This window comes from Macrococcus equi, assembly GCF_047426745.1.
Classification (GTDB): Bacteria; Bacillota; Bacilli; order Staphylococcales; family Staphylococcaceae; genus Macrococcoides; species Macrococcoides equi.
The window spans coordinates 373,604-397,546 of sequence record NZ_CP179732.1 but is presented as its reverse complement, the minus strand read 5'-3'; the positions used below and the strand labels follow the sequence as shown (position 1 = coordinate 397,546).

General features: G+C 35.2%; 27 protein-coding genes. 17 read left to right on the top strand and 10 right to left on the bottom strand.

The window, feature by feature from the left end:
* Positions 1 to 18: 18 nt before the first annotated feature.
* On the top strand, positions 19 to 813 hold the full coding sequence (locus ACMGE6_RS02020) for a hypothetical protein (protein WP_414054257.1): 795 nt from the start codon (positions 19 to 21) through the stop codon (positions 811 to 813).
* 52 nt (positions 814 to 865) lie between these two features.
* Here the strand turns inward: ACMGE6_RS02020 and ACMGE6_RS02015 are convergent, their stop codons facing one another.
* Positions 866 to 1,990, bottom strand: coding sequence for a DUF418 domain-containing protein (locus ACMGE6_RS02015; protein ID WP_414054256.1), 1,125 nt, complete (start codon positions 1,988 to 1,990; stop codon positions 866 to 868).
* A 230-nt stretch (positions 1,991 to 2,220) separates the two neighbouring features.
* On the opposite strand from ACMGE6_RS02015, the gene ACMGE6_RS02010 reads away from it, so the two are divergent.
* The 3 genes from ACMGE6_RS02010 (at position 2,221) to ACMGE6_RS02000 (ending at position 4,508) form a co-directional block, all read left to right on the top strand.
* Positions 2,221 to 2,703: a hypothetical protein gene (locus tag ACMGE6_RS02010; protein ID WP_414054255.1), complete on the top strand. Its 483-nt coding sequence runs from the start codon at positions 2,221 to 2,223 to the stop codon at positions 2,701 to 2,703.
* 94 nt (positions 2,704 to 2,797) lie between these two features.
* Positions 2,798 to 3,346: a hypothetical protein gene (locus ACMGE6_RS02005; RefSeq protein ID WP_414054254.1), complete on the top strand. Its 549-nt coding sequence runs from the start codon at positions 2,798 to 2,800 to the stop codon at positions 3,344 to 3,346.
* Positions 3,347 to 3,506: 160 nt separating this feature from the next.
* Positions 3,507 to 4,508 (top strand): hypothetical protein, encoded by a 1,002-nt coding sequence (locus ACMGE6_RS02000; protein WP_414054253.1) that lies wholly within the window; start codon positions 3,507 to 3,509, stop codon positions 4,506 to 4,508.
* Positions 4,509 to 4,551: 43 nt separating this feature from the next.
* Here the strand turns inward: ACMGE6_RS02000 and ACMGE6_RS01995 are convergent, their stop codons facing one another.
* Positions 4,552 to 4,986 carry a hypothetical protein gene (locus tag ACMGE6_RS01995; protein ID WP_414054252.1) on the bottom strand — a complete coding sequence of 145 codons (435 nt, stop codon included), beginning with the start codon at positions 4,984 to 4,986 and terminating at the stop codon, positions 4,552 to 4,554.
* Positions 4,983 to 5,411: a hypothetical protein gene (locus tag ACMGE6_RS01990; protein ID WP_414054251.1), complete on the bottom strand. Its 429-nt coding sequence runs from the start codon at positions 5,409 to 5,411 to the stop codon at positions 4,983 to 4,985. Before ACMGE6_RS01990 ends, ACMGE6_RS01995 begins: the two co-directional genes overlap by 4 nt.
* Positions 5,412 to 5,677: 266 nt before the next feature.
* Here ACMGE6_RS01990 and ACMGE6_RS01985 point away from each other — a divergent pair, with 266 nt between their 5' ends.
* Positions 5,678 to 6,763: a Fic family protein gene (locus ACMGE6_RS01985; RefSeq protein ID WP_414054250.1), complete on the top strand. Its 1,086-nt coding sequence runs from the start codon at positions 5,678 to 5,680 to the stop codon at positions 6,761 to 6,763.
* Positions 6,764 to 6,802: 39 nt separating this feature from the next.
* Here the strand turns inward: ACMGE6_RS01985 and ACMGE6_RS01980 are convergent, their stop codons facing one another.
* On the bottom strand, positions 6,803 to 6,982 hold the full coding sequence (locus ACMGE6_RS01980) for a hypothetical protein (RefSeq protein WP_414044911.1): 180 nt from the start codon (positions 6,980 to 6,982) through the stop codon (positions 6,803 to 6,805).
* A 129-nt stretch (positions 6,983 to 7,111) separates the two neighbouring features.
* Between ACMGE6_RS01980 and ACMGE6_RS01975 the strand changes: the two genes are divergently transcribed.
* The 3 genes from ACMGE6_RS01975 (at position 7,112) to ACMGE6_RS01965 (ending at position 9,331) form a co-directional block, all read left to right on the top strand.
* On the top strand, positions 7,112 to 8,119 hold the full coding sequence (locus tag ACMGE6_RS01975) for a hypothetical protein (protein ID WP_414054249.1): 1,008 nt from the start codon (positions 7,112 to 7,114) through the stop codon (positions 8,117 to 8,119).
* Positions 8,120 to 8,155: 36 nt separating this feature from the next.
* Positions 8,156 to 8,422, top strand: coding sequence for a hypothetical protein (locus ACMGE6_RS01970; RefSeq protein WP_414054248.1), 267 nt, complete (start codon positions 8,156 to 8,158; stop codon positions 8,420 to 8,422).
* Positions 8,423 to 8,560: 138 nt separating this feature from the next.
* Positions 8,561 to 9,331 carry a LysM peptidoglycan-binding domain-containing protein gene (locus tag ACMGE6_RS01965; protein WP_414054247.1) on the top strand — a complete coding sequence of 257 codons (771 nt, stop codon included), beginning with the start codon at positions 8,561 to 8,563 and terminating at the stop codon, positions 9,329 to 9,331.
* A gap of 19 nt (positions 9,332 to 9,350) precedes the next feature.
* Here ACMGE6_RS01965 and ACMGE6_RS01960 read toward each other — a convergent pair whose 3' ends face one another.
* Positions 9,351 to 11,417 carry a RecQ family ATP-dependent DNA helicase gene (locus ACMGE6_RS01960; RefSeq protein ID WP_414054246.1) on the bottom strand — a complete coding sequence of 689 codons (2,067 nt, stop codon included), beginning with the start codon at positions 11,415 to 11,417 and terminating at the stop codon, positions 9,351 to 9,353.
* Between the two features lie 153 nt (positions 11,418 to 11,570).
* On the opposite strand from ACMGE6_RS01960, the gene ACMGE6_RS01955 reads away from it, so the two are divergent.
* The 7 genes from ACMGE6_RS01955 to ACMGE6_RS01925 all read left to right on the top strand — a co-directional run bounded on the left by ACMGE6_RS01955 (position 11,571) and on the right by ACMGE6_RS01925 (position 16,905).
* Entirely contained in the window at positions 11,571 to 12,737 is a 1,167-nt protein-coding gene (locus ACMGE6_RS01955) for a M20 family metallopeptidase (protein WP_414054245.1), read from the top strand.
* 63 nt (positions 12,738 to 12,800) lie between these two features.
* Positions 12,801 to 12,950, top strand: coding sequence for a hypothetical protein (locus ACMGE6_RS01950; RefSeq protein WP_414044905.1), 150 nt, complete (start codon positions 12,801 to 12,803; stop codon positions 12,948 to 12,950).
* Between the two features lie 98 nt (positions 12,951 to 13,048).
* Positions 13,049 to 13,981 (top strand): hypothetical protein, encoded by a 933-nt coding sequence (locus ACMGE6_RS01945; protein ID WP_414054244.1) that lies wholly within the window; start codon positions 13,049 to 13,051, stop codon positions 13,979 to 13,981.
* An 11-nt stretch (positions 13,982 to 13,992) separates the two neighbouring features.
* Positions 13,993 to 14,625, top strand: a complete 633-nt coding sequence (locus ACMGE6_RS01940; RefSeq protein ID WP_414054243.1) for a DUF805 domain-containing protein — start codon at positions 13,993 to 13,995, stop codon at positions 14,623 to 14,625.
* A 60-nt stretch (positions 14,626 to 14,685) separates the two neighbouring features.
* Positions 14,686 to 15,468 (top strand): GNAT family N-acetyltransferase, encoded by a 783-nt coding sequence (locus ACMGE6_RS01935; protein ID WP_414054242.1) that lies wholly within the window; start codon positions 14,686 to 14,688, stop codon positions 15,466 to 15,468.
* Positions 15,469 to 15,596: 128 nt separating this feature from the next.
* On the top strand, positions 15,597 to 16,670 hold the full coding sequence (locus ACMGE6_RS01930) for a YeeE/YedE family protein (protein ID WP_414054241.1): 1,074 nt from the start codon (positions 15,597 to 15,599) through the stop codon (positions 16,668 to 16,670).
* Positions 16,671 to 16,680: 10 nt separating this feature from the next.
* A complete protein-coding gene (locus ACMGE6_RS01925) occupies positions 16,681 to 16,905 on the top strand; it encodes a sulfurtransferase TusA family protein (RefSeq protein WP_414054240.1) in 225 nt (74 codons plus the stop codon).
* A gap of 482 nt (positions 16,906 to 17,387) precedes the next feature.
* On the opposite strand, the gene ACMGE6_RS01920 is transcribed toward ACMGE6_RS01925, so the two are convergent.
* From ACMGE6_RS01920 to ACMGE6_RS01910, 3 genes are read right to left on the bottom strand one after another with little or no spacing between them, the layout of a single operon-like run.
* Positions 17,388 to 18,095 carry a zinc ribbon domain-containing protein gene (locus ACMGE6_RS01920; protein WP_414054239.1) on the bottom strand — a complete coding sequence of 236 codons (708 nt, stop codon included), beginning with the start codon at positions 18,093 to 18,095 and terminating at the stop codon, positions 17,388 to 17,390.
* A gap of 14 nt (positions 18,096 to 18,109) precedes the next feature.
* Positions 18,110 to 19,615 (bottom strand): TcaA second domain-containing protein, encoded by a 1,506-nt coding sequence (locus ACMGE6_RS01915; protein ID WP_414054238.1) that lies wholly within the window; start codon positions 19,613 to 19,615, stop codon positions 18,110 to 18,112.
* A 14-nt stretch (positions 19,616 to 19,629) separates the two neighbouring features.
* Positions 19,630 to 20,451 carry a zinc ribbon domain-containing protein gene (locus ACMGE6_RS01910; RefSeq protein WP_414054237.1) on the bottom strand — a complete coding sequence of 274 codons (822 nt, stop codon included), beginning with the start codon at positions 20,449 to 20,451 and terminating at the stop codon, positions 19,630 to 19,632.
* A 211-nt stretch (positions 20,452 to 20,662) separates the two neighbouring features.
* Between ACMGE6_RS01910 and ACMGE6_RS01905 the strand changes: the two genes are divergently transcribed.
* Complete coding sequence (locus ACMGE6_RS01905) at positions 20,663 to 22,276, top strand: hypothetical protein (protein ID WP_414054236.1); 1,614 nt, start codon at positions 20,663 to 20,665, stop codon at positions 22,274 to 22,276.
* 16 nt (positions 22,277 to 22,292) lie between these two features.
* Here ACMGE6_RS01905 and ACMGE6_RS01900 read toward each other — a convergent pair whose 3' ends face one another.
* A complete protein-coding gene (locus ACMGE6_RS01900) occupies positions 22,293 to 22,751 on the bottom strand; it encodes a hypothetical protein (RefSeq protein WP_414054235.1) in 459 nt (152 codons plus the stop codon).
* A 94-nt stretch (positions 22,752 to 22,845) separates the two neighbouring features.
* On the opposite strand from ACMGE6_RS01900, the gene ACMGE6_RS01895 reads away from it, so the two are divergent.
* On the top strand, positions 22,846 to 23,412 hold the full coding sequence (locus ACMGE6_RS01895) for a hypothetical protein (RefSeq protein WP_414054234.1): 567 nt from the start codon (positions 22,846 to 22,848) through the stop codon (positions 23,410 to 23,412).
* A gap of 3 nt (positions 23,413 to 23,415) precedes the next feature.
* Here the strand turns inward: ACMGE6_RS01895 and ACMGE6_RS01890 are convergent, their stop codons facing one another.
* Positions 23,416 to 23,829 (bottom strand): hypothetical protein, encoded by a 414-nt coding sequence (locus ACMGE6_RS01890; protein WP_414044894.1) that lies wholly within the window; start codon positions 23,827 to 23,829, stop codon positions 23,416 to 23,418.
* Positions 23,830 to 23,943: the final 114 nt, after the last annotated feature.

The window sequence follows — 23,943 nt, the reverse complement described above, 5'->3', positions numbered from 1 at the left end:
TTAAAGATGGAGGATACTATGAAGAAATTAATAACAGTTATGCTCGGGTCTATCTTACTTGTTGCGTGTAGTAATGAAGTATCAAATGAAGATAGTTTAAAGATTATCGATAATAACAAAGTGGATTCAAAGACAACTGAGAAAAAACAGGACACAGCGTCATTAGAAAGTAACACATCAGAAGATGTATCAACTGAAAATCAATCAAATCAGAAAGTTACTCATAGCAACAATCAACAAAATAACAAAGAAGTAAAAAATCAGTCCAAAGAAAATCAGGTAAGTTCTAGACAATATACTTTAGATGAACAAGATGCAATGATCGATGAATTTTATAACTGGGCTGCACCACGTGCAAGAACAGCCAATATGGCATTATCAAAAACTTATTTTAGTCATGGTGCGGCAGGTCGTGGTGATTGGTATGCTGATACACCGGACGGAGAAGTACAAACGCAAGATAATAATAATCCAGGATTTCACGGCTTTAATATTCATTCACTCGGTGGCGTTGTATTTTATACACGAAAAGATGGGCAGACGGGCGACAAAGATTTAGACGAGACAGTTACTGCATACGGTTATAGAGAAGAAATGAAACCTGATACAAAAATACATAAATATATGCTTGCAGATAATGGTACTGTTTATGAATTGATAGTACCCTATGAAGATGCAACATTTTCTGTTGGGTTTGGGGAATATGATGACAATGGTAAACGCGGAGAATATGCTCCAGGTCAAACTTTTATCGTTTCACAGGATCAGGCTGCTCAAATGAAATGGAAAGAAATATTAGCTAAATATCAATAATATTGAATTTAAAAAGTGAGGTATATCTTTTGATATATCTCACTTTTTAATCTTATTTTAAATACGTCAATTTTCTCCACACATACTCGAGTGGACCCATCTTGTAATACTTCAGGTAGATATTACTGCATATTACCTGGGTAATAGCAATACCGACTCCGATTAAAGTGATTTGTAATAGGGTGAGCTTACTGTAATACCCTAATCCATAGAAGATAATAAACATAAACACACTTTGCATAATATAGTTGGTGAATGCGAGTTTCCCGAGTGCTTTAAATGGAGATAACAGATTTAATAATTTAGGTTGCTCACACATGATGACTACTGCTATAAAGTACGCTGCTGCAACCAGGCTTCCTCCGATATAGATGTGCTGACTTGTAGTAATCACATCATACTGATAAACACCCATTGCTTTAATGGCGAATCCTATCACAGCAAGTAGTATGGCAATGATTGTTGAACGTTTTATATTGTGACGTATTTTATTGATACCGTCACTTTTATAGAACCATATCCCAAACAGGATAAATGGAAATACCATGAGTATGTTCGGTAACAGCCATGTAAAAACGTGAGGATATTTCTCAGAGATGAATATATCACTGTTCCATTGAATAATCCCTGCGATATCGTGATGTGCGATATCTGACTTCAGTCCAGCTGTAGAATCCTGAGCTAAGCCATCCATATTAATCTCTTCTTTCCAGATGATTGATGAAATCCAGACTAAGATATTCAGTCCAAAGAGAATGGTACTGGTAATCAATGCATGGCGCTTTCTGATAAATAGAAAAGGTATTGCAACGATTGCGAGCGTGGCATAAAGATGAAGAAAGTCACCATTAAATAGCAGCATGCCATGAATAAATCCGAAGATCATCATAAAAAATATACGTCTGTAAAGGACGATGCCTGGTTTTATATTTTTATGTTTCATGTTGGTGTACATGATGGCCAGTCCAAGTCCGAAGAGGAATGCAAATATTGGATAGAAAGAATTATGTACAAATAGCATGTTGAGCTGATAGAGTGTCTGGCTCATACTATCTTTGTAGATTTTAAAGGGTTCAAGATATACGTTGTAAATGTGGAAGCCTAGTATGTTCATAAATAGAATACCGATAATACTAATGCCCCGGATGATGTCGATACTTTCAATTCTTTGTTTCATAAATTAACTCCTTTTTGTATTTATATGTTAATTTTGGGTGGGTGAGTATAGTTATACAATTAATTGATTATTACAGTCAATCGATACAATAAAAATTTGAAAAGTTTTTCATAAATTATTACCATTTTGTGAAATCATAAGCATTAAAATGATGGGATAAAAAAAGTGTAACTATTCATAGTGAAGCAAACATCATATAATGAAGGTGATAAATATAAGGGGTGAGGGGTATGAAGCGGCTGAGAGAAATAATATCATTCCAGGGAAAATTAACGCGTATGCAGTTTTTAAAGCGCTGTCCACTCTATATTCTGTATTTAATGTTAAGTTTAGTCGTTGCTATCGTTAGCTCTTACTACATTTATTCATATTTGATGCCTGAAGACGGTGAAAGTATATCTTTTCTTCTCATATTATTTGCGGGATTGGCGATCATCTTTGGATGTATTATTTTTCTGATATTATTTATACCGCTCATACTTGGGATTTTATCGCTCGTTATTAGAAGAACACGCGATACGAAATTTCATTGGTCGATTTCACTTATACTCTATATATTTATAATCATTATTTCAGCAATGCTGTTCTTGAATAACTATCCACACATTTATTTTAATCAGCAAGATATAACACCATTCTTATTAAAGGGTGGGGATATGCTGCTTACTCTAGCGCTAATATTTATACTACTTCAGCCTTCAAAAGATGAGTGAAGTAACTAGAAATATACGAACCTAATTAAAAATATTATTTGTAATTATATTATTATGATAAAATAATTTTAAAATATTAATCTGGAGGATGACGATGAATAAATTATTAGCGACTTTATTTACAGCGTCTGTAGTATTATCAGGTTGTCTAGGCCCGCAAGAAATAAAAACAAAAGAAGAACCGAAAGAAGACGTGTCTTCAAAGAAAGAAGATAAAGCTGAATCAGCGAAAAAGAAAATAAAAGAAAATAAAAAGAAGAAAGAAGAAAGTACGACAGAAGCTTCTACAACAGAAATGACAACAACCGAGCTACCAACGACAGAAATGCAGACAACAGAAGTAGCAACGACAGAGACACTGACACAAGAACAACCGACTTCTGAAATGACGCAGGCAAATCACCCCACGCAGCAGCAAATTATTGATTTCTGTAAGAATATACAAGGGGGTATTCCTGAAGTATGTAGAACGCCGGCAATTGTTGCAGCAGGAAATCAAAAAGGTGCGATTGAGCAGCAAGCATCTGCTGACTTAGAAGCGGGGCTGATTACAGAGGAGCAGTATAATCAACGATTAGAGGAGGCAACGGGTATTATGGACCGTGCCTGGGAACAGGAATTTGGTGTGAACCCAAATCAATAGCACGTCTACCGGATACTTTTGTATTCGGTTTTTTTGAAATTAATATAAATAATCAAAAGTAATCAACACTTTCAAATGTATTTTGAATAATCATTTATAGATGACAGTATTTAGTAGATAATAGAGATAAGTGTAATAATAAACATTAAAGGAGTTTATCATGAAAAAACTACTATCAGTCGTTTTATCTACGACAGTATTATTTGCTGCATGCGGTGAGAATAAAAGTGAAGAACAAGATAAAGGTGCATCTAAAGTAGCTTCTGAGAATACAACAGAAAAGAAAGTGCAAAAAGATGATAACAAGCAAACACAACAAGATACGACAAAAGATAAGCAAAAAACAGAAAAACAAACTACTGAAGACCAAAGTAATCAACAAACAACAAAAAGAAAATATACCTATGTAGATGCTCTGGGACATGTGGATATTCTTTCAGATGCATTCATTAAAGGATATACAAGATCGAATCGAACTACAGGATTTGCAGGCATTGAGCAGGGGATGGACCTTGCGCAAGTAGAACAACTATACGGTAAACCTACCCATGATGGCAAAAGTAGAATATCTGAAAATCATCAACGCTATGGGGATATTGCGGTCGAAAATATGGATGGAAAAGTTTTTCAAATCTATATCAATTCTTCACAACCAGTCAGTAAAGAAGAGGTAATAGCGAAGTACGGAAAACCCACAACAACACTGACAAGTGAAAGTGAAGGCATTACGACTATTATTTATAATAACGATCACTCAAATGGCTTCCAGCTTTTAATCACGTTTGATAATAACGATATGTTTAAATCAATGGAACAACTCCCTGAAACTTTTGATGTCGCGAGTGACTTTTACTATGACGGAGCAAGCAATGAAATAGAAGATGAGACATCAGACGGTACATCAAAAGAAGTGACGAAAGAGCAATTGTATGAGTTTATGCAGGAATATGGAAAACCAAATGAAGCAGAAAAGTCAGGAACAGGTATTAGAACTATTGATGATAATGGTGATTCATGGTTAATACATTCTTATAATTTATCGATGGCTGGCTTGGCTTACGATTACATAATCAATAAACAAACAGGAGCTATAACACAAGTAAATCCTTTATTAAATGAGAAAAATGATGCTGGAAGTATATATGATTATATTGAAAAATAATATAGTGAGATATTGAAAAATAAAAAACCCGAACAACGAGATGCTACTCTTCGTTGATCGGGTTATTGTTTTTATTGATGAGTTGATTGAGTTCTTCTTTAGATGCCATCCATCTGAAAAAAGTTCCTATAGTGGTTCCACCCCATGCACATAGCCATGTAAATAAACCATTTGTATACGCTTCATCTGATTTTGTGATGATGTATATTATAATTCCGCTAATCAGAATACCGAGATAAATAAAAATATATCTCAAATAATAGTATTTTTTTAACCGAAGGCCATTTATCTTATCTACAGCCATAGTTTGCTTTATTTTTGTTTCAGGCCACACTGTAGCCATTGCTATTAAAACACAAACTAAAAAATACCATGATATGAGAGAATGTTTTGGAAAGAAGAAAAGATTATAAAGAATAATAAATAAAATAAACACACTTCCATAGATAAGCATGTTAATGTACAAATTCTTTGTCATACGATATTACCTTCTTTCATTTCTCGCTTATATTCCATATATCTCAGCCACTTAAATATTGCAGTAACTACAAATATGATAGAAAGTGCATAAAGTGAACTCATAGCTGGTAAATTAGGGGGTGAGGTTTGAATCGCGATATATCCTAATCCAAGCATCATAAGTACAAAGATTGAAAATGTCACACAATCTTTATAATGCCACTTTGCAACGAGCCACTGTTTAGTATTATTATTCTCTAGATATCGTTTGATTTGACTGATTGTATCAACATAGGTAAGTGAGAGCATCATGATAAACAGATACATCGCGATCAGAGGGAACTTAGGTAAAAATATAAAGCACATACATAAGAAAACTATGATGAGTGCAGCTATATAAGCCATAAAATATTTTTTATTATTTTTGATATACCATGCAATCATTTACTCACCTCTTTTGCTATTTTAATCCATTATACCACGTTTTAGGAAATTTAAAGAAAATAGGATATAAACATTGTATGAATTTTTAAGAGATTTCTTTAGATTTATGATGATATAAAAAATTACTAGTGATATAAATTTTGAAATATGAGTAATGATTAATTCAAACCTGTGCAAATTTTGCATAGGTTTGAATAACGTGTGCAAAAAATCGAGAAATTTGCACACGTTTTTGTAATCCATTATAATAATTTTGGAGGTGTAAAATGAAAACATTACCATTTTCTTTTAATCACAATCATTCGGAACTCCTAAAAACCTTAGCTAAAGCAAATAGAACACTCGGAGAACTTAAAGGTTATTCAAAGGTACTACCTAATCAACATATATTAATTAATGCTATGACTTTAAATGAAGCAAAAGATAGTTCTGAAATTGAACATATCGTAACGACACATGATGAATTGTATAAGGCGATGGGTAAGGATGATGTCGTGCATTTAGCGGCAAAAGAAGTTTTGAATTATAGACGTGCACTTTGGCATGGTTTTGAATTTGTACAAAAACGAGGATTCATTCATACCAATTTAATGATAGAAATTCATGACATAATAGATGGGAATCGACCAGGTATTCGTACACTTCCGGGCACAAAAATTATGAATCCATCCACAAATGAGGTTATCTTTATCCCACCTGAATCCTATGTAGAAATCATTAGTCTCCTTAAAAATTTAGAGAGTTATATCAACAAGGACTATGATGTTGATCCATTAATTCAACTCTCAATCATGCATTATCAATTTGAAACGATACATCCATTCTATGATGGTAATGGTCGAACGGGCCGAGTATTGAATATATTATTTCTTGTTTTAAAAGGATTACTAGATAGTCCAATATTATATTTGAGTAAATATATTTTAAAAGAAAAGAAAGATTATTATTTAAAACTGAATGCGATTCAAAACCAGGAAGAAGGTGCTGTTGAAGATTGGATTATCTATATGTTAAATGCAGTTCATCAGACAGCTGATGAAACTTTGAAGATATTAATGGAGATTAATGAACAGATAGACTTATATACAGAGAGATTGAAAGAAAAATTACCGAAACTATACTCAAAAGATTTAGTTGAAGCATTATTTTATGAATTTTATACGAAAACGTATTATTTAGAAGATACGCTTGGGATTTCTAGAAGAACTGCTATTACTTATTTGAAACAACTTGAAGAAGAAGGTTTTCTGGAGAGTGAAATGATTGGTAGAGAGAGAATTTATAAGAACACAGCATTGTTTGATTTATTGAAAGAAACAAATAGTGCTTACTTTACTCATAGAAGAAATTAAAACAGCGATATTACGAAATGTAGTATCGCTGTTTTTACTTTAAGAATGTTTTCGATTGTGCTCACGTTCAATAGCTTCTAATTCATTGTCGATTGTTGAAGTGTTTTGCTTAGCAGCGTTTTTAGTAGAGTTTATTAACATGATTACTACCCATGCGATAATACCTAGAATCAAAGCAATGAATAGAATACCTGGTAAAGATAATGCTATCATAATCATCCTTATCACTTCCTTTAATTATCAGTACCCGATTGTCGCTAGTATAAGCGTAAATAATTGTAAATTTTATTGTTATTATTTGTTAGTCGTAGTATGATTTAGATATTAAATAGCTGTGGAGGAATTTACATGAAAAAATTAGCTTTAAGCGTACTATCAATAGGATTATTGTTGCCGTCATTACCAGCATTCGCAGAAGTAAAAACTTCAAAACCATCTGAAATAAAAGTGGGAAATCGTGACTATTCAGCTGTAATGTTGAAAGATACAAATGTAATGATTAAAGATACATACATAAGATCAAATAATTATTTCAAAACTTTAAAAGCAGGAACTAAAGTAGTCGTTGTTAAACATAAATTAATTGATGGTTATAACTTTTTGGTGCTTAAAGGTAACTATTATTTACCGGTAGATGATAGTAACTTAAAGATTATCGGTAAATCCAATACAGCGATTGATTATGATCGTACATTCAGCTGGTTAGCTGAACAAAGGTTAAAGGAAGCAAAAGGTAAAAAGTACTATACAGAGTACAGACAGTATATAGTGAATAGAGACAGATATTTTAAAACATGGGCAAATAATAAAGAAGAAACATTGATACTGACTTTAGTAGGTGGGACGGGTGCTTTGACTCAAGAAGCTAATGGTATCTTAAAGTACGCTGATTGGTTAGCAGGAGGAAAATCTACAGGTGATAAACCTCGTTTTGATAAAGAAGACACGGCCAATATTGATTTTACGTCAAAAGGATTTATAAAAGATTATGTAAATAGTACAGACAATATAGTACGTGGACATAAAGCAGGAGAATTAGCTGGTAAAGTAAATAATGATTTTAGAGCTTATCAAACTATGGTTACGAATATCGGTGAATATAAAGTAGGTAATAATGCCGGATATCAAGGTTACAAAGTAGCGAAAAACTTGATATATGCACCGAAGAAACCTGTATCATATTATGCCATTAAGAAAGCATATGGTATTCCTGCTAGTTCAGAACTTTCACGTAAACATATTGTTGAACATACATTAAAGTATGATAAATCAAAATATGGATATGATTTATATGTTGTATTTGATAGTTATAAAGGTAACTTAAAATATATGTATAAAAAACCTTTAAAAAAATAAAAGATTAAACGTGTTAATAGATCTAAAATTCAAAGTGTGTATGGTAAACCCGTATATTCTTCGAAACAGTCTATTAGTATTTATGATGGCTACATCGATATCTATAAAAATATAGCTTTTATTTCTACAACGGATTATGATTATGACACAGGTATTTATGGTCCTATAACTTTAGAACGCGCTATTTTAATTGATGCTAATACGAAAGCTAAGATGAAGAAATGGTATAACATTCTTAAAGTATATGGTAGTGATCAAGGGTCATTAATGTATAAAGATAGTTACGTCTGGAAATGCGCATAATTTTACCGCTTATCTTTTTGATAAGCGGTTGTTTATTAATTGTACTGAAACTCACTAATACAAAGGGTTGAATATAAGGTAATACTGGTATCATATTTCAAATATTATTCAAAAAAATTATTTCCATGAGGAGATTTTATGAAAAAATTAATTTGTGCAATTGCCACTGGAGCATTACTACTAACACCAGTAAACAATGCTGATGCAAAGCGTTATAAGACAATTCGAGTACACACAGTACAGCCAAATGATACGGTTAGTTCAATAGCTAAAAAATATAATATTACGGTGGATAATGTTAAGAAGTGGAACGCATTAGTGTTAGATGCAACTTACCCAGGTGATCATTTAGTCACTTCAAATCCTAATAATACAAAACCTATCTATAAACGCAGTGTACCGAGTAAAGATGTAATGGTGCAATGGTTCTACGATCGTATGGGCAAAACGCGTTATCAATCTTATGCAGGTAGATGGGGGAAGGATACTTGGGATTGTTCAAGTGCTGTCTATGCAGCGATGATTGAAGCGGGTTACTTACCTAAACAGACAGTGCTTGGAGATACAACGACAATGTTTGCTCAGGAGAATCGTTTGTTTATACCGATTCAGAAGAAAGATGTGCAATACGGAGATATCTTCGTATTAGGTAGTAAAGTGAATAGTCGTGGAGCATTGGGGCATACGGGTGTGATACTGAATAAAAGAGAGATTATCCATATGGGGTATAAGACAGCGCGTGATAATGGCATCATGATTACTGGTTATCAAAGATTTGCTGAAAAACCCGGCGTTCCAACGTATTTTTATCGTATCAATGAGGATTATGTGAAAAAGATTAAAGCTGCACGTATATTTGAGAATAGTTTAGGTCAACCGGTTTTTAAATATCAATTGCCCTCAAGATAATATCTTGAAGGCAATTTTTTTATTCACCGGCACCTGTATTAACTAGTGCAAATGGATAGACTTTATTCGCATGTTCCAGCAGTTTGGATGCGATGACTGTCATCGTCCATTTGGAGTTCACGGTGTCGTCAACTAGTAGTATATTTTTATCTTTGATGTTATCAATATTTTGCAGTTGTATGGTGTTTTGAATATTTTGTTCCTGCATGATGGAATTGTGCATGTCGCTTTGTCTGTTTCCGGCATCAGCTTTTACAACCGCTTCTATATAAGGTACTTGATGATAATCAGCGATACTTTTCGCTAAAGCTTGAGTAAGGTTGGGTCTGCGTAAGCTTGGTACGGCAACGACTGTATTGATATGATGGGTAAGTATATGATCTTTAAGAAACTGACTGATTTCAAGCTTTGTCTGTTCTGAGTACCCATGTTCACGTTCATACATAAACTTTCGTCCGACGGGTGAGTAGGCGTCTGTTGTATACGTCCATCCTGGTTCAAATTGTAATGCTTCATCTATTTTTTTATTGTCAGACCAGCGTTTGCGTGGCAGAATTTCTCCGTGCAATTTATTTTTGTACTGGCTTGCTAATTTCAGCATTGGATGATTATCATCCAGTGTGATGAACTGACGGTTCCTGCAATGTGCACATATGCCGCACTTCTCTTGTACGTCTGGGGCATCAAGCTCATCAGCGATAAATTTCATAAAACATCCGTCATAATGAATAAATCGTTTAAGATTATCCAGTTCTCTCAGTCGTGTCTGATTAAGATTGTGCTGAAGTTCAGCATTACTTATAGCATCAAAGGGTTTATCTGGATTAATAACATATTTTCGTTTATTCATTAAGATGTATTCATGTACAAACAAATACTTTAACACTGCACCTAACTTTGTAACGTTTAAATTAAAGTGTGGCAATAGATCGTTTCTGGACATTCCTTCAGGGTGAGCTTCTATTAATGATAGAATCTCAGAAAGTAGCTGCGGATCTTTATTCGCGCTTTCGATAAATGACTTAATAATCGTATCATCTTCATCACCATGTAACAAAATAGCAAGTGCTGGTTTCCCGTCACGCCCCGCACGTCCAATCTGCTGGTAGTATGAGATTAAGTTTTGTGGCAACTGATAGTGGATCACGAAACCTATATTTGATTTGTCATAGCCCATACCGAGTTTTACAGTGGCAACGATGACACGTATGTCACCACTATGGAAACGTTCCAGTATTATTTCTGATGTATCTTCACCAAATGCGTCACGCATGCCTGAATAATAGGGTGCAGCTGAGATACCTTGCTCAACTAAAAATTTTGCAACTGATTCACATTCTTTCTTTGTCAGACAGTAGATGATACCTTGTTCCTGACTTAAAAATGGATGTTCAGTTAAGTTTGCACCAAGCAAAGCAAGTCGCTCTGCTTTTGATTGAGATGGATTAACCTGAATAGAGATATTTGAACGAATTAAATCTCCACGGAAGACTTGAAGCTCACCGAGTTGAGACTTAATATCTTCAATGACACGGTCGTTTGCTGTTGCTGTAGTGCCCAGTATCGCAATCGAATCAGGTAAATCTTTTACCAGGTTAACGATGCGCTGATAATCTGGTCTGAAGTCGTGTCCCCAGTCAGAGATAGAGTGAGCCTCATCCACAACAATCAGTTCGATATCATTCACTGCAGCAAGTGCGTCGATAAATCGTGGATCGGATAATTTCTCAGGTGAGACGATGATCGCATCGACTGCACTAAGTCTTGCATAGATATCATCCCATTCATCTCGGTTATTACTGTTAATCGTAACAACATCTAAACCAAGCTTTGCTGCTGCATCAATCTGATTGTGCATTAATGCCAGTAGTGGACTGATGATGACTGCAGGACCGCTTCCTTGTTCACGCAGTAACTTAGTTGCGATAAAGTAAACAATTGATTTTCCCCATCCGGTCTTCTGAATGACGAGTGTCTTCTGTTTGTTTGCAACAGCAAGAATCGCTTCCAGCTGCCCTTCGCGAAACTTACTGTCCTCACCATACGTCTCACGTAACATCTCAAGCGCGCGTGTTCTGAAATCCATATTAAACCTCCTCTGAATGTTGAGTTATTAACCTCTGTCTTAAACGTTATTATACCATTGGATGTTGATTGAGGGTTATTGTTTGAATAGGTGGCTATAATTTTGTATAAATTAAAATCTTTTGGGTATATCAATCACTAAGGAGATGATTGTATGAATGAATTATTTGAAGCACTTAGTGCAAAAGCTGATAAGATGATTGAAATCAGACGTCACCTGCATGAGTATCCTGAACTGAGTTTTCAGGAAGAAAAGACGTCACAATATATTGCTGATTTTTATAAAGATAAAGATGTACAGGTTGAAACAAATATTGGAGAACGAGGGATTAAAGTAACGATTGATTCGGGTAAACCAGGTAAGACGATAGCGATTCGTGCTGACTTTGATGCGTTACCGATTCAGGAAGAAACGGGATTATCATTTGCGTCAAAGAATCCAGGCGTGATGCATTCGTGTGGCCATGATGCCCATACTGCTTATATGATGGTGCTCGCTGAAACACTTGCTGAAATGAAAGATACGTTTTCAGGTAAAGTGGTGGTCATCCATCAACCAGCTGAAGAAGTTCCGCCAGGCGGAGCGCAAGGGATGATTAAAGATGGTGTACTGGAAGGTGTGGACCACGTGCTTGGGGCACATGTGATGAGTACGATGCAACCAGGAAGTATCTATTATAAGTCGGGTTACACTCAGACTGGTCGTGCATTCTTTAAGTTAGAGGTCAAGGGTAAATCAGGACACGGTTCATCACCGCATATGGCAAATGATGCAATCGTTGCGGCAAGTAGCTTCGTTATGTCTACTCAAACGATTATTTCAAGAAGACTGAATCCGTTTGAAACAGGTGTTATTACGATTGGTTCATTTGATGGTAAAGGTCAGTTTAATATTATAAAGGATAAAGTTGTCTTAGAAGGTGATGTACGTGGATTAACGGATGATACAAAAGCAACCATTCGTAAAGAAATTGAGCGTATCACACACGGCTTAGAAGAAACATACGGAGTAACATGCAATTTAGATTATCAGGATGATTATCCGCCACTGTATAATGACCCTGAGTTTACAGAATATGCAGCTAAGGTGATTGCTGACAATGGATTAAAGATTGAAACGTGTGATGCACAACCACCTTCAGAAGACTTTGCGTATTATGCCAAAGAACTGCCAAGTTCGTTTATCTATGTCGGTGCAGCACCAAAAGGAGAGGTATATCCACATCACCATCCGAAATTTGATATCGATGAGTCTTCATTATTACTTGCAGCTCAAGCCGTTGGAAGTGTTGTGATGGATTATCTGAAATCAAATGATTAATAAACACGGATAATTTTTATTTTATGGGGTAAATAAAAGTATCAGGATGAGGAGGCGATTAATATGTCAAACGTTGATAAAGAGACAACAAGCAACAGACGCGAGTTGATGCCGGAAACAGTCATCGATGGTGAAATGAATGAGAAGGTTAAAGATCAGTTAGATTTACAACCAGGTGAAAAGAAAGTCAGTAAAGAAGATCAGGATAAATAATCGTGAAACGTCCTTTAAAAGGGCGTTTTTTTCATGCGTATGATTTCAGAGGTAATTATTGTATAATGATGATAATGTTAACTGAAAAGAGTGATAGGATGAAAAAAGGATTAATAGCAATGACTGTGATGTTACTCCTTGCTGTAACAGCTTTCTTAGTGGTTCATACGATGCATAAGGATCAGTCGGTCGTGACTTCAGCAGATATCAAGGATATTAAGAAGTCGTATCCATATTATGAGGAAGCAAAGTCTCATGTGGATGAGTTAGCGATGGAACAGTTAAATGATATGAGTGTGCGTAATGAATTCTTTAAAATGAACGATGGCAAGTACTTTAATCTAAGAACTTATACCGGTAACGGCAATATAATGCATAGTTACCTGACTTTTGATGATACGGGTAAGACGAATGTCGCATTCCCTAAAGTGATCAGTCATCAATATAAGGACAAGCAATTTATTACGAATGACTGGACACTCTCAACTCCAGCAGGAAAGATGCGTTATATGTCAGGTGAGATTGATAATGGTGATGATCCAAGTCATATTATTATGAAAGATAAAGATGGTACGCATGGCGTATTGCTTGATCAGGAAGTAAACAAAGATGTAATTTTTATCGGAGACAATGGCGAATGGTTGAGCAACGCGAATGAACGTATTGGCACGGAGGAAAAGGTAACACGTTTTGCTACACATGAGCAAGCAGTTAATACGACCTTAAAAAAAGTTAACGATGCAGGTAAAAAAGTAGCGACATTAACAAATGGCGATGTCACGTTTTACTTCTTTCAACAACCTTACGGCCCTGTTGCTGAATACACGGTAATACCTGTTCTAAAAGATAACACAGCAGGTATTTATCATAAGTTTACACTTACTGGATTCCAGGAGGAAATTATCGATAAAAAGTTTGACTATGCATTAAAAGGTCATAAATATACGATTATATTCAATGATGACTTAGCACATGCCAAACAATTCAAACATAAAAAAGTAAATGAAAATATCATTATTGCTGTGCAATAGAGGAGGAAAATATGTATCCACAACCGATGTCTTTTTGGGAAGCAACGAAATTATTCTGGACAAGAGCATTTGATTTTAGCGGGAGATCTCGCCGTAAGGAATACTGGGTGCCGTTCTTTACACAACTCGTACTGCTTGGGTCAGCATTCATAATGTTTACAGTCTGTACGATCCTTATAGGTATAGCAGCTGTAGGGAATTCTGATATGGAAACTGCAAATACAATGGCTGGTGTACTAGGTATCTTTGGGTTATTTATCATTCTATTTTGGGTGGTTGTTTTAATCGTATTATTTATTCCGAACTTATCATTGATGGTTCGCAGACTGCATGACACAGGTAGAAGTGGCAAATGGGTCATTGTATTTTATGTCATTCCGCTCGTACTGTCATGGATTAATATCATCATTGCTAACGTCTTAACAAATCCTGAAAATCCATCAGTGATTTCATTATTTATTCAGATGATTATTGGATTGATTAACCTAGGACTTGCCATCTGGTGTATCGTTTGGTGCGCACAGGATTCAAAGCCAGGTACAAATCAATGGGGACCCAATCCAAAAGGGATAACGCATGAATATAACCCGTACCAATCAACCCATCAATATCAATATGACACAAGAGATCCGTATCGAAAATGATACGGGTCTTTTTTCTTGTTATTTAGTATAATGGTAATAAATACAAATAGGGGTGAGAGAATGGTGGATAGAGAGAAAAAATTCGCGATTAGTTTTAAAGATACGAAAGTCGATGCAGATTTGTATAGCGAGAATGAACGATTCATACATTATCATACGCCGAGCCAACTGATAAAGTATTACGCCAATTACTATGAATATAAACAGATGCCAGATATTGCGACCTTTCTAAAAGATTATGAAATGCAAAAAACGTTTCACGAAAAACACGGTCAGAAACATGCTCTGTTTATCTTTCCGGAAAATCAGACGCTGGACCCGAAATTGATTGAGCAAGCAAGTTTACTAGGATTTACGCTTGAGAAGATGGAGTTATATTTACTAACAGAACAGCCAAAGACAAGAGATTCTGAAATCGAAGTGCAGCAAGTTATTAACGATGATGATGTGTTCATAGATTTCCTTGAAGTATGTCGTGAGGGAGAATTAGAGTACGGCGAAGCATTTGCTGATTTGAAAGAGGAGACACATAAAAGAGATCTGTCAGATGATACGGTATTGCAATTTGTCGGGTATCAACATGGTTTCCCTGCTGGAAAAATAGAAGCAATTGAAAGTGAAAGATTGATAGAAATAGATGACTTCTATGTGCTGGATGCTATGCGTAAACAAGGCGTAGGTACAACACTGCAACAAGCAGTGTGGCGTTACGCAAAGCAAAGAGGAAAACAAGTGATACTGATTGCAGACGGCAATGACTCACCACGTGAAATGTATCAAAGACAAGGCTACGTACTGGTAAGTGAAAGATATGAGTTACTGCGAAAGCCGGAAGAAGATTAACCCTCCAATGTGTGAGTGTTATTTTTTATGCAATAAAATATCTCAAACATAGGTGTTGATTAATTAATAAATTTCATATAAGATAATTATATTTCTTACTATTATTATCGGAATTATAGGAGGTCTATATGGTCTGGACAATTTTTAGTGGTTTAATCGTGGGTGCATTGCTCGGATTCGTCATGCAGCGCACACGTTTTTGTTTAACGGGTGGCTTCCGTGATATGTATGTACAAAAGAACAATAAGATGTTTTATGCATTACTAATCGCGATAACAATTCAGGCGATTGGTTTATTGATACTGACTTCTCTTGGTAAGATTCATCTTGAATATGAAGCATTTTCTATTGTCGGTACAATTTTTGGGTCTTTTATTTTTGGTATAGGTATTGTACTGGCAGGAGGGTGTGCGACAGGTACTTGGTATCGTGCAGGCGAAGGATTAATTGGTAGCTGGATTGCATTATTTATGTATGCATTCTTTGCTGCAATGACAAAAGCAGGGGTATTAAAGCCTTTATTAGATAAGTTAAACGGAGTAACAGTTGTTGATGCCAATCTATCTAAATCAACAGGTATACCTTATTGGGTATTTATTCTGTTACTGATGATCGTGACTATCTTTTTAGTTGCTAAGACATTACGACAACCAAAACCTAAATTTGCGGTTCCAAAACTTAAGCAAAACTTTACAGGCTTACGTCATGTATTCTTTGAAAAGCGCTATCATCCATTTGCTGCAGCTATTGCTGTAGGTTTAATTGCATTAATTGCATGGCCGATGAGTGCAAGTACGGGTCGAAATTATGGTTTAGGTATTACAACACCTTCAGCTAACTTACTTCAGTTTTTAGTAAATGGTGATACGAAGCTACTTGATTGGGGTGCGTTTTTAGTATTAGGTATTTTACTGGGATCATACATTGCTGCACGTGGCTCAAGAGAATTTAAATGGAGACTTCCGGATAAAATCACGATTCGAAATAGTGTATTTGGTGGTGCTTTGATGGGAATCGGTGCATCACTGGCAGGTGGCTGTTCTATAGGGAATGGTCTTGTGTCAACTGCAACAATGAATACACAAGGATGGATTTCTTTATTATTTATGATTTTAGGAACTTGGTTTATGAGTTATTTCTTATTTGTTAAACCAATGAAGACAGTCAATAAACGTGCGCAAGTGAAAGCACAAACAATTTAGGAGGATGAATATGTTACACGAATTAGGAACTGTAGGGATGGTTTGCCCATTCCCGCTTATTGAAGCACAAAAGAAAATGGCAGAATTACAAATAGGTGATGAGTTGAAGATTGATTTTGATTGTACGCAAGCGACTGAAGCAATTCCGAACTGGGCTGCAGAACAAGGATATCCTGTAACAAATTATGAACAGTTAGATGATGCTTCTTGGACAATCACTGTTCAAAAGGCTTAACTTAGTTTGTTAGTTCGCAAAATATAAAGTTATACGAACTGATGAAGATGATTGATCGAGTGATGAAATAGTTAGTTCGCAAAAGAGAGAGATATGCGAACTAATGAAGGTGATTGATTGAGTGATGAAACAATTAGTTCGCAAAAGAGAGAGATATGCGAACTAACGCAAGCAATCATCCGATAGAAGAAACAATTAGTTCGCAAAAGAGAGAGATATGCGAACTAACGCAAGCAATCGTCCGACAAATGAAATAGTTAGTTCGCAAAAGAGAGAGATATGCGAACTAACGCAAGCAATCGTCCGACAGAAGAAACAGTTAGTTCGCAAAAGAGAGAGATATGCGAACTAATGCAAGCAATCGCCCGACAGACAAAATAGTTAGTTCGCAAAACAAAGTGATATGCGAACTAAAGACAATATGAAACACCAAAAAAAGCTTTTCATACTCAGTGTAAATCTGAGATGAAAAGCTTTATTTTTTACCAACCACTCTGGATCGAGTTTTGCATGAAATCTGCTGTCATTTTTGTGACTGAGACAAATATTGATTCACCAATCATAAACATTAGAAATGACTGTGCGACTAAGAATATTAGGATGATATAATAGCTGCCGATTGAAGTTTTATGTGTGCTGATATACTTAGACAATAAATAAAGCGGTGAAACTGTAAAGATAAGTATTGCCATTAAGAAAAAGAACTGTGGCAAATAATTCACTTTAATCAAAAAGCATACTACAGCGAGTAATATACTTATGATGGCAAAGGTGTTGATTAATACATAATCAGAAAGAACTTTTTTTAATGGGATTTTCTGATCCGTAAACTTTTGCACAAGAAAATGGATTAAGTAAGTCGTGCCACCGATTGACATTGCTGTAAGCATGATGATCTTAATAATAATTTGCAATGGTGAAATGTGTTCGACTTCATGAGTAAGAACTAACAGTAAGATAACAATTGCGAGTATACCTGCACCGATTAATGCGAGGGATAACTTCGTACTGTAAGCATGGGTACTACTTATTTCTTTATCATGTGAGAATAGTGCCTGGAAATAGTTTTTACTTTGCAAAGCGAGTGCAGAATTTTGAACAGGGGTATCCTGTTTTTGTGTATCATATCCACATTTACTACAGAAGCGGTCTGTAGGATTGATTGTATTTTGACATTTTGGACATAGCATATTACTTAACCTCCTTATTCATATGGATTATAACGACTTACTTCCTCGGCATCTGCGTCATATTCAATGACCGTACCATCAAGTTTAACATCGTATGATTTTACGACTTCCCCGTCTTCAAAGATTCCAAAGCCCCATCCAATCGCATTTCTAACCGGGGTACGAATTTCCTGACCAGGATCAGCTAAGTCAGATGTATCTTCGTACGCACGTACAGCATCTAGTGCATCATCTGGTGAAGTAATGATAACAGAATTATCATTGCTTTCGTCTGAGCTATCTTCGCTATCATCTGAAGATTCTGGTGCATTCTTCTCAGCGATATAACTGTCTATTTCATCTGTGTCAAAGCTTAAAGTAACAGAGTTATCTCCGTTTAAGATATCGTCTTTTGTAACTGTTGTCGTTGTTGTCGTAAAGTTTTTACCTTCGAGTTCACCTGCTGCATAGATTTCAAATTGTTCACCGTTAAATGGACCATAAGTGAGTTTGTCTGGATTATAGTCAACAGGATCACCATTGACCATAATCTTAGTATCTTCTGCATCAAGGTTATCGTCCCCTGTAACTTCTACTTTTACAAATAACCCATCAAATTGTTGTTCAGTTTGAGGATCACCTGTAGTATCGATGATAAGTTTACCGTTGAGTGTTTCGTTATTCACCTGTTTAGTCGCATCTAACTGATACAAACCTGTAACAAGAGCCCCGATGTCACTTTCGCTACCTTCAGTCGTGCTAAACGTATGATTTTCTCCGTTGATTTTAAATTGAAGTGTTCCCTCTTCAGTACCACGTAATTTAACTTTTTGCATAGGTACTTTAAAGACATAGTTATCGAAAATTAAGAATTTCTTACCTTGCTTGGCTAGTGTCATTAATTTATTGTCATTAATACTTACTTCAGGCGTATCACTGGCATCTGCAGTTTTTACTTCATTGACCGCATCATGTAACCCTTTATCAAAAGACTCTGACATACCTTTTTCGTTAATTAATGTAGCATAAGCTTTTGCTTCCTCTTTAGAAACTCCATCAGCTTCACTCGAAATCAGTTGTTGCAGCGTTGTATAATCTTTTTCGTTAATTGCAGTGATGATTTTCTCTGCATGCTTTTCAGGGTTTGTCATCTGACTGCCGATAAAATACGCTGCAGCTAGTCCAAGTAATAAAAGTAGTGCGATAAGTAGCGGTAACAATGATTTCTTACGATTCTTTTTCTGTGCAACGGGTTTACGTTCGCGTCTAGCTGCAGGTTCAGGGGTAGTATAGTGCGTTTCAGATTGCGACGCTTCTTTTAGTGGACGTGACACAACTATTCTTTCTTGCTTCTCTTGTTCAAGATGATTATTTTCCTGAATATTTTCTTCAGTACGCGTTGGTATATCTTTTGTTACAGCAGGTTCTTGCGACGAGTGAATTTCAGGTTTACTGATATTATCTAGCAAGCGTTTACCACACTGCGTACATATTTTCTGACCAGGCTTTGTTTCAGCCCCGCAATTTGTACAAAACTTCATGTTCACATGCTCCTTTAGAAATTGTTAAAAAAATTAAAACTATCTAATAAACCACTTGCAGCTCTGTTTATTTGCATCACTGCCGTTTCATATAAATAACGCAGGAAAATCACTAAACAAATAATTTGTGCGACAAAATATAGTACAACGCCATAAAAGCTTCCGATACGTATCGAATAATTCTCAGCAGCTTTCGTAATTAAATAAACTGACGAAATCAGTAAAGAGAATAACCCCAGCACAGTTAGGATACCTGGCACGATACGTAGATCCATCAATGTGAGGATCCAGGCGATTGCAAATAACATGATTGAAATGGTATTCAGCAAAATGTAGTTAGATAAAAACTTCTGAAAGTTGATAGGTTCTTTAACGATTAAACGAATAATACCGTAAGTTAAAACAATAGAAATAACAAGAAATGCTAGTACAGCAAGTGTTACCTTAAATGCAATTTCACTTTGAGAGATACTGAGATATTCAATCTGATTAGGTAGTAAAAGCATAGTAGCGATGAAGACGATGATTAATCCAGCACCAAATAATGTTCCGAGTAACCCAAATGAATAACTTTTTGGTTGATTAATAATTTCATCATGGTGTTTCAGTGCGTCTTTGAAAAAGTGACGACCTTCTAATGCAATTTCTTTAGAGGATTTTGAGAAATCAAATTGTGGCTTTTCTTCTGTCGGGTGTGTCTCATTGAAGTGTTGAGTAGTGTCTGTTTTCGCGGTGTAAGTTTCAACTTGTGGTGTGACAGGTTTTAGAGGATGGGCACATTCCCCGCAAAACTTATCATTAGGCTGGATAGGACTTTGGCAATTAGGGCAAAGCATTGAAATAACCCCTTTCTATTAATGTAATCTAGCTTAATCTTAAAGTAGCCCAATATGATGCGCAATACATTTTACAAATATAGTAACAAATGTATGACAATTTAATTAGTGTAAATTAATCAAAATTAGTATTATATTTTCCGCCTGTTTAACATATTTAGCTGAATCAATTGTAAAATAAGAATTATTAATGGATATAGGGGAGAAACTAATGAAGAGATCAATTATGCTTGCTTTATCACTCACAACATTACTTGCAGCTTGTAATGATGACAAAGCTAATCAAGAAGGTGCCTCAAAGATTCAAAGTGATAGTGAAACAAAAACTGTGAAACATACTACAAAAAAAGAAAATAAAAATGATACGCAGACAACAAAAAAATCAGTGAACCATAAAAGTACTGATATTATGTCTGAAGACTTTCATCAGATGTATATGTTTAATGATCACAGGTTTGCAGTAGATAAAATTAAATTCGGTATGACAAGAGATGAAGTTGAGGCTATCTACGGAGCGTCACTTGGTAAAGGTGACGATCTATATGGATTAAAGACGACAGCTTTATATGATGTATACGGTGTGACATACGATAATCTTAATAAAGTTCGTCAAATCGTGATTAACCCTAACAGAAAAATATCAAAAGCAGAATTTCTGAAAGTCTATAGCAATCCGACGACTGATGGAGCACCAGGCAATACGCTTGAGTATAACGACAATAATAATAATGGTTATAAAATACGTGCCTCATTTGATGATAATGATAATTTAATTGGTATAGCGCAAGTCAACGACCAAAAAGGAATGCAAGAAACGAATGGTAAAACTGATGGCAACTTCATGGAAAAGCAAGATGCATTTGAAAAAGCAATGTTTGATTATGCTGAAAAAAATAACCTTGCAGCAACAGGCAGATACTTAATACATGGCGGGGGCATCAATACAGACTTATTTGTTCCTACAGAAGATGGGTTGATGCTTGCTCAAGCGATGCTCAATCCTGGTGTAATAGTTCATGATATTGAGGTAAAAGGTGGCGTTGTGGTTTATCAAGCTAAAGACGGCACTACAGGTGAACAGACAGCAGCAATGGATACATCAAACGTTGAAGGTATTGAAGGATTTATGAAACCGGGGACTGAAACAATCGTCTATCTGTTAGCAAACAACGGAAAAGTATATGAGTATAAGACAACAGGTGGAGATAAAGTCAACGACTATTTCTCAATCTATTCTGAGTCATGGGGATTTGATCTAAGTAACATGACGATTCTGAAAGCAACAATGAACCCTGAAATTAAAAAAATAGCCGAACAAATTATGTCAGGACAAGAAGTTGAGCAAACAAGTGATCAAACTGAAAATGAAACAAGAAAGAGCGACTATAGCTTTATCGATGAGAACGGAGAAATCGATATAAGAGATCCAAAGTTTAAAGACTATTTCTTCCATGAAGCACATACTGACGACTTTGCGGGTATAAAAAAAGGAATGTCATTTGATGAAATAGAAAAACTATATGGTTCAATTGATGAATATGGCGGAACAGACATGCACCAAGGTGGAATTTCAAGAGTTGGAGATATTTCTTTTTATGGTCATGAAAAGAATTTTGGTGATTATTTTATAACTCCAATGACAGAAATGTCTAAAGATGAAGTCAAGCAAGTTTTTGGGGAACCTACTAAGATTGTAAATCATGAATTATACGGTGAAACATATATTTATAATACAAATAAAAATAATGGATTTCAGGTAATTATTACATTTGGTGGTACTGAAAATAAGCCGATGTTTAAAAATATGCCAGAAAAGGATTTATAATTTGTACAGCACACTTTTATAGTGTGCTGTTTTCTATTTCTATACTTATAATATTTTCAGCATTGATATATACTTTTTTCTTTCTAAAAAATGAAGTAATCTCTAATGTAATTTCTTTACTAACCCATGATGTTTCAATACTTCTCCCTTTAAGTGTTTCACCATTTTTTAACATAATAGTACAATGAATTCCATCATATGTTGAAATATAAAAATGATTATAGTTAATGTATCCTTCATCAATACTTATATGATCAAAGATACTTTCAAAATCTTTTTTCATCGCTGCAATTCTAGGGATTTTTTCTATTTCTTCCGGACTAAATTCATAACCAAATTCATTGAATAGTAAATCATCATAGGCATAACCAATCATTCTAAAGATGTCTTCAAAATCTTCATCAAATTCATCAGGGTTAATATTATATTTTCGAAGAATAGTTTTATCTTCTTCTCTTAATAAAACTGAATTCATAACTTCACCTCTTATTTTTTATTATATCAATTTAAAAAAGATTATCGCGTGTCATTTTACTCTTTATTCGTTATGATGAGATAGAGGTGAGGTCATGGTATTTGTAATCGGAGAGGTTTTTAGTGAGCAACTACAGTCTGACGCTATGCAGGATGTCTTAAACACAATGCCACTGCCGCTTGCATTTAAATTAAGCGCAGCGGAATACGATGTTTATTTAAGTACAAGATTTAAAGCGAGCGATGAACTGGAAAGCTTGAAAGCAAAACTATCTGAAGCGGGTATTGCCTTCAATCAGTTTAACGATACGGATTCATATGAACTGGATGACTGGGATATTGATACGGTATACGATTTGTATGAGAATGATACACTCGTATTCTTCTCAAATCTTGGTGACGATACGATTGCTTCAATGGCAAGTTACGGCAACTTATACGATTGTAAGAGTTTGTTGTACATCAATAAGTTATTTATCAGTACTGAAGCGATAAGTGAAATGGTGCATTGTTTTATTGAAGAGCAATTTGTGCCGGGTTATAGTGGTGAAATACCAGCTGATAAATTGACGGTTATCCCTAATGGTTCATCGCCAAATGACACGGCACAAATAATGTTTGAAGTGATTAAGGATATAGAAGATCAGTTAAATCCAAAATGAAGATTATGATTTACTGTAACGTCGTTGTTCTTTAAAGTACGTAAAGAGCTCAATGACAGTAGTAATCAAAAATCCCAACGTGACTGACGTATGTCCTAACTTACCGAAGCCAGCGTAATGCGTTGCTGAATAAATGAAAATACCTAATACAAGACACGCTGTGAATATAGTATTCCATAATAACTTCTTGTTTTCCCAGGTAATAATATTTGCTGTATCGTTAATTTTTTCAAGATACTTAGCTACTGTACGGACATAATCTGTATAAGCAAGGATAGGAATTAAAGCAATGTAATAGAGTGAAAGTAACGGTTGGCCTTTGAAATAAAATATAATCAGGTAAAGTACAAAAACGATAAAGATAGCTGCTGAAGTCCAAAGGCTCAGTTTTGTACGCTTAGGTAAGATATGAAACATCGTAATCACTCCTTTGTTAGAATATTCTGATTATTTAAATGATACAGCAATATTTTAGTTTAGGCAAATTTTAATTCATGTTACGATTGAAGAATTAGAGGCTAGCATAGTAAA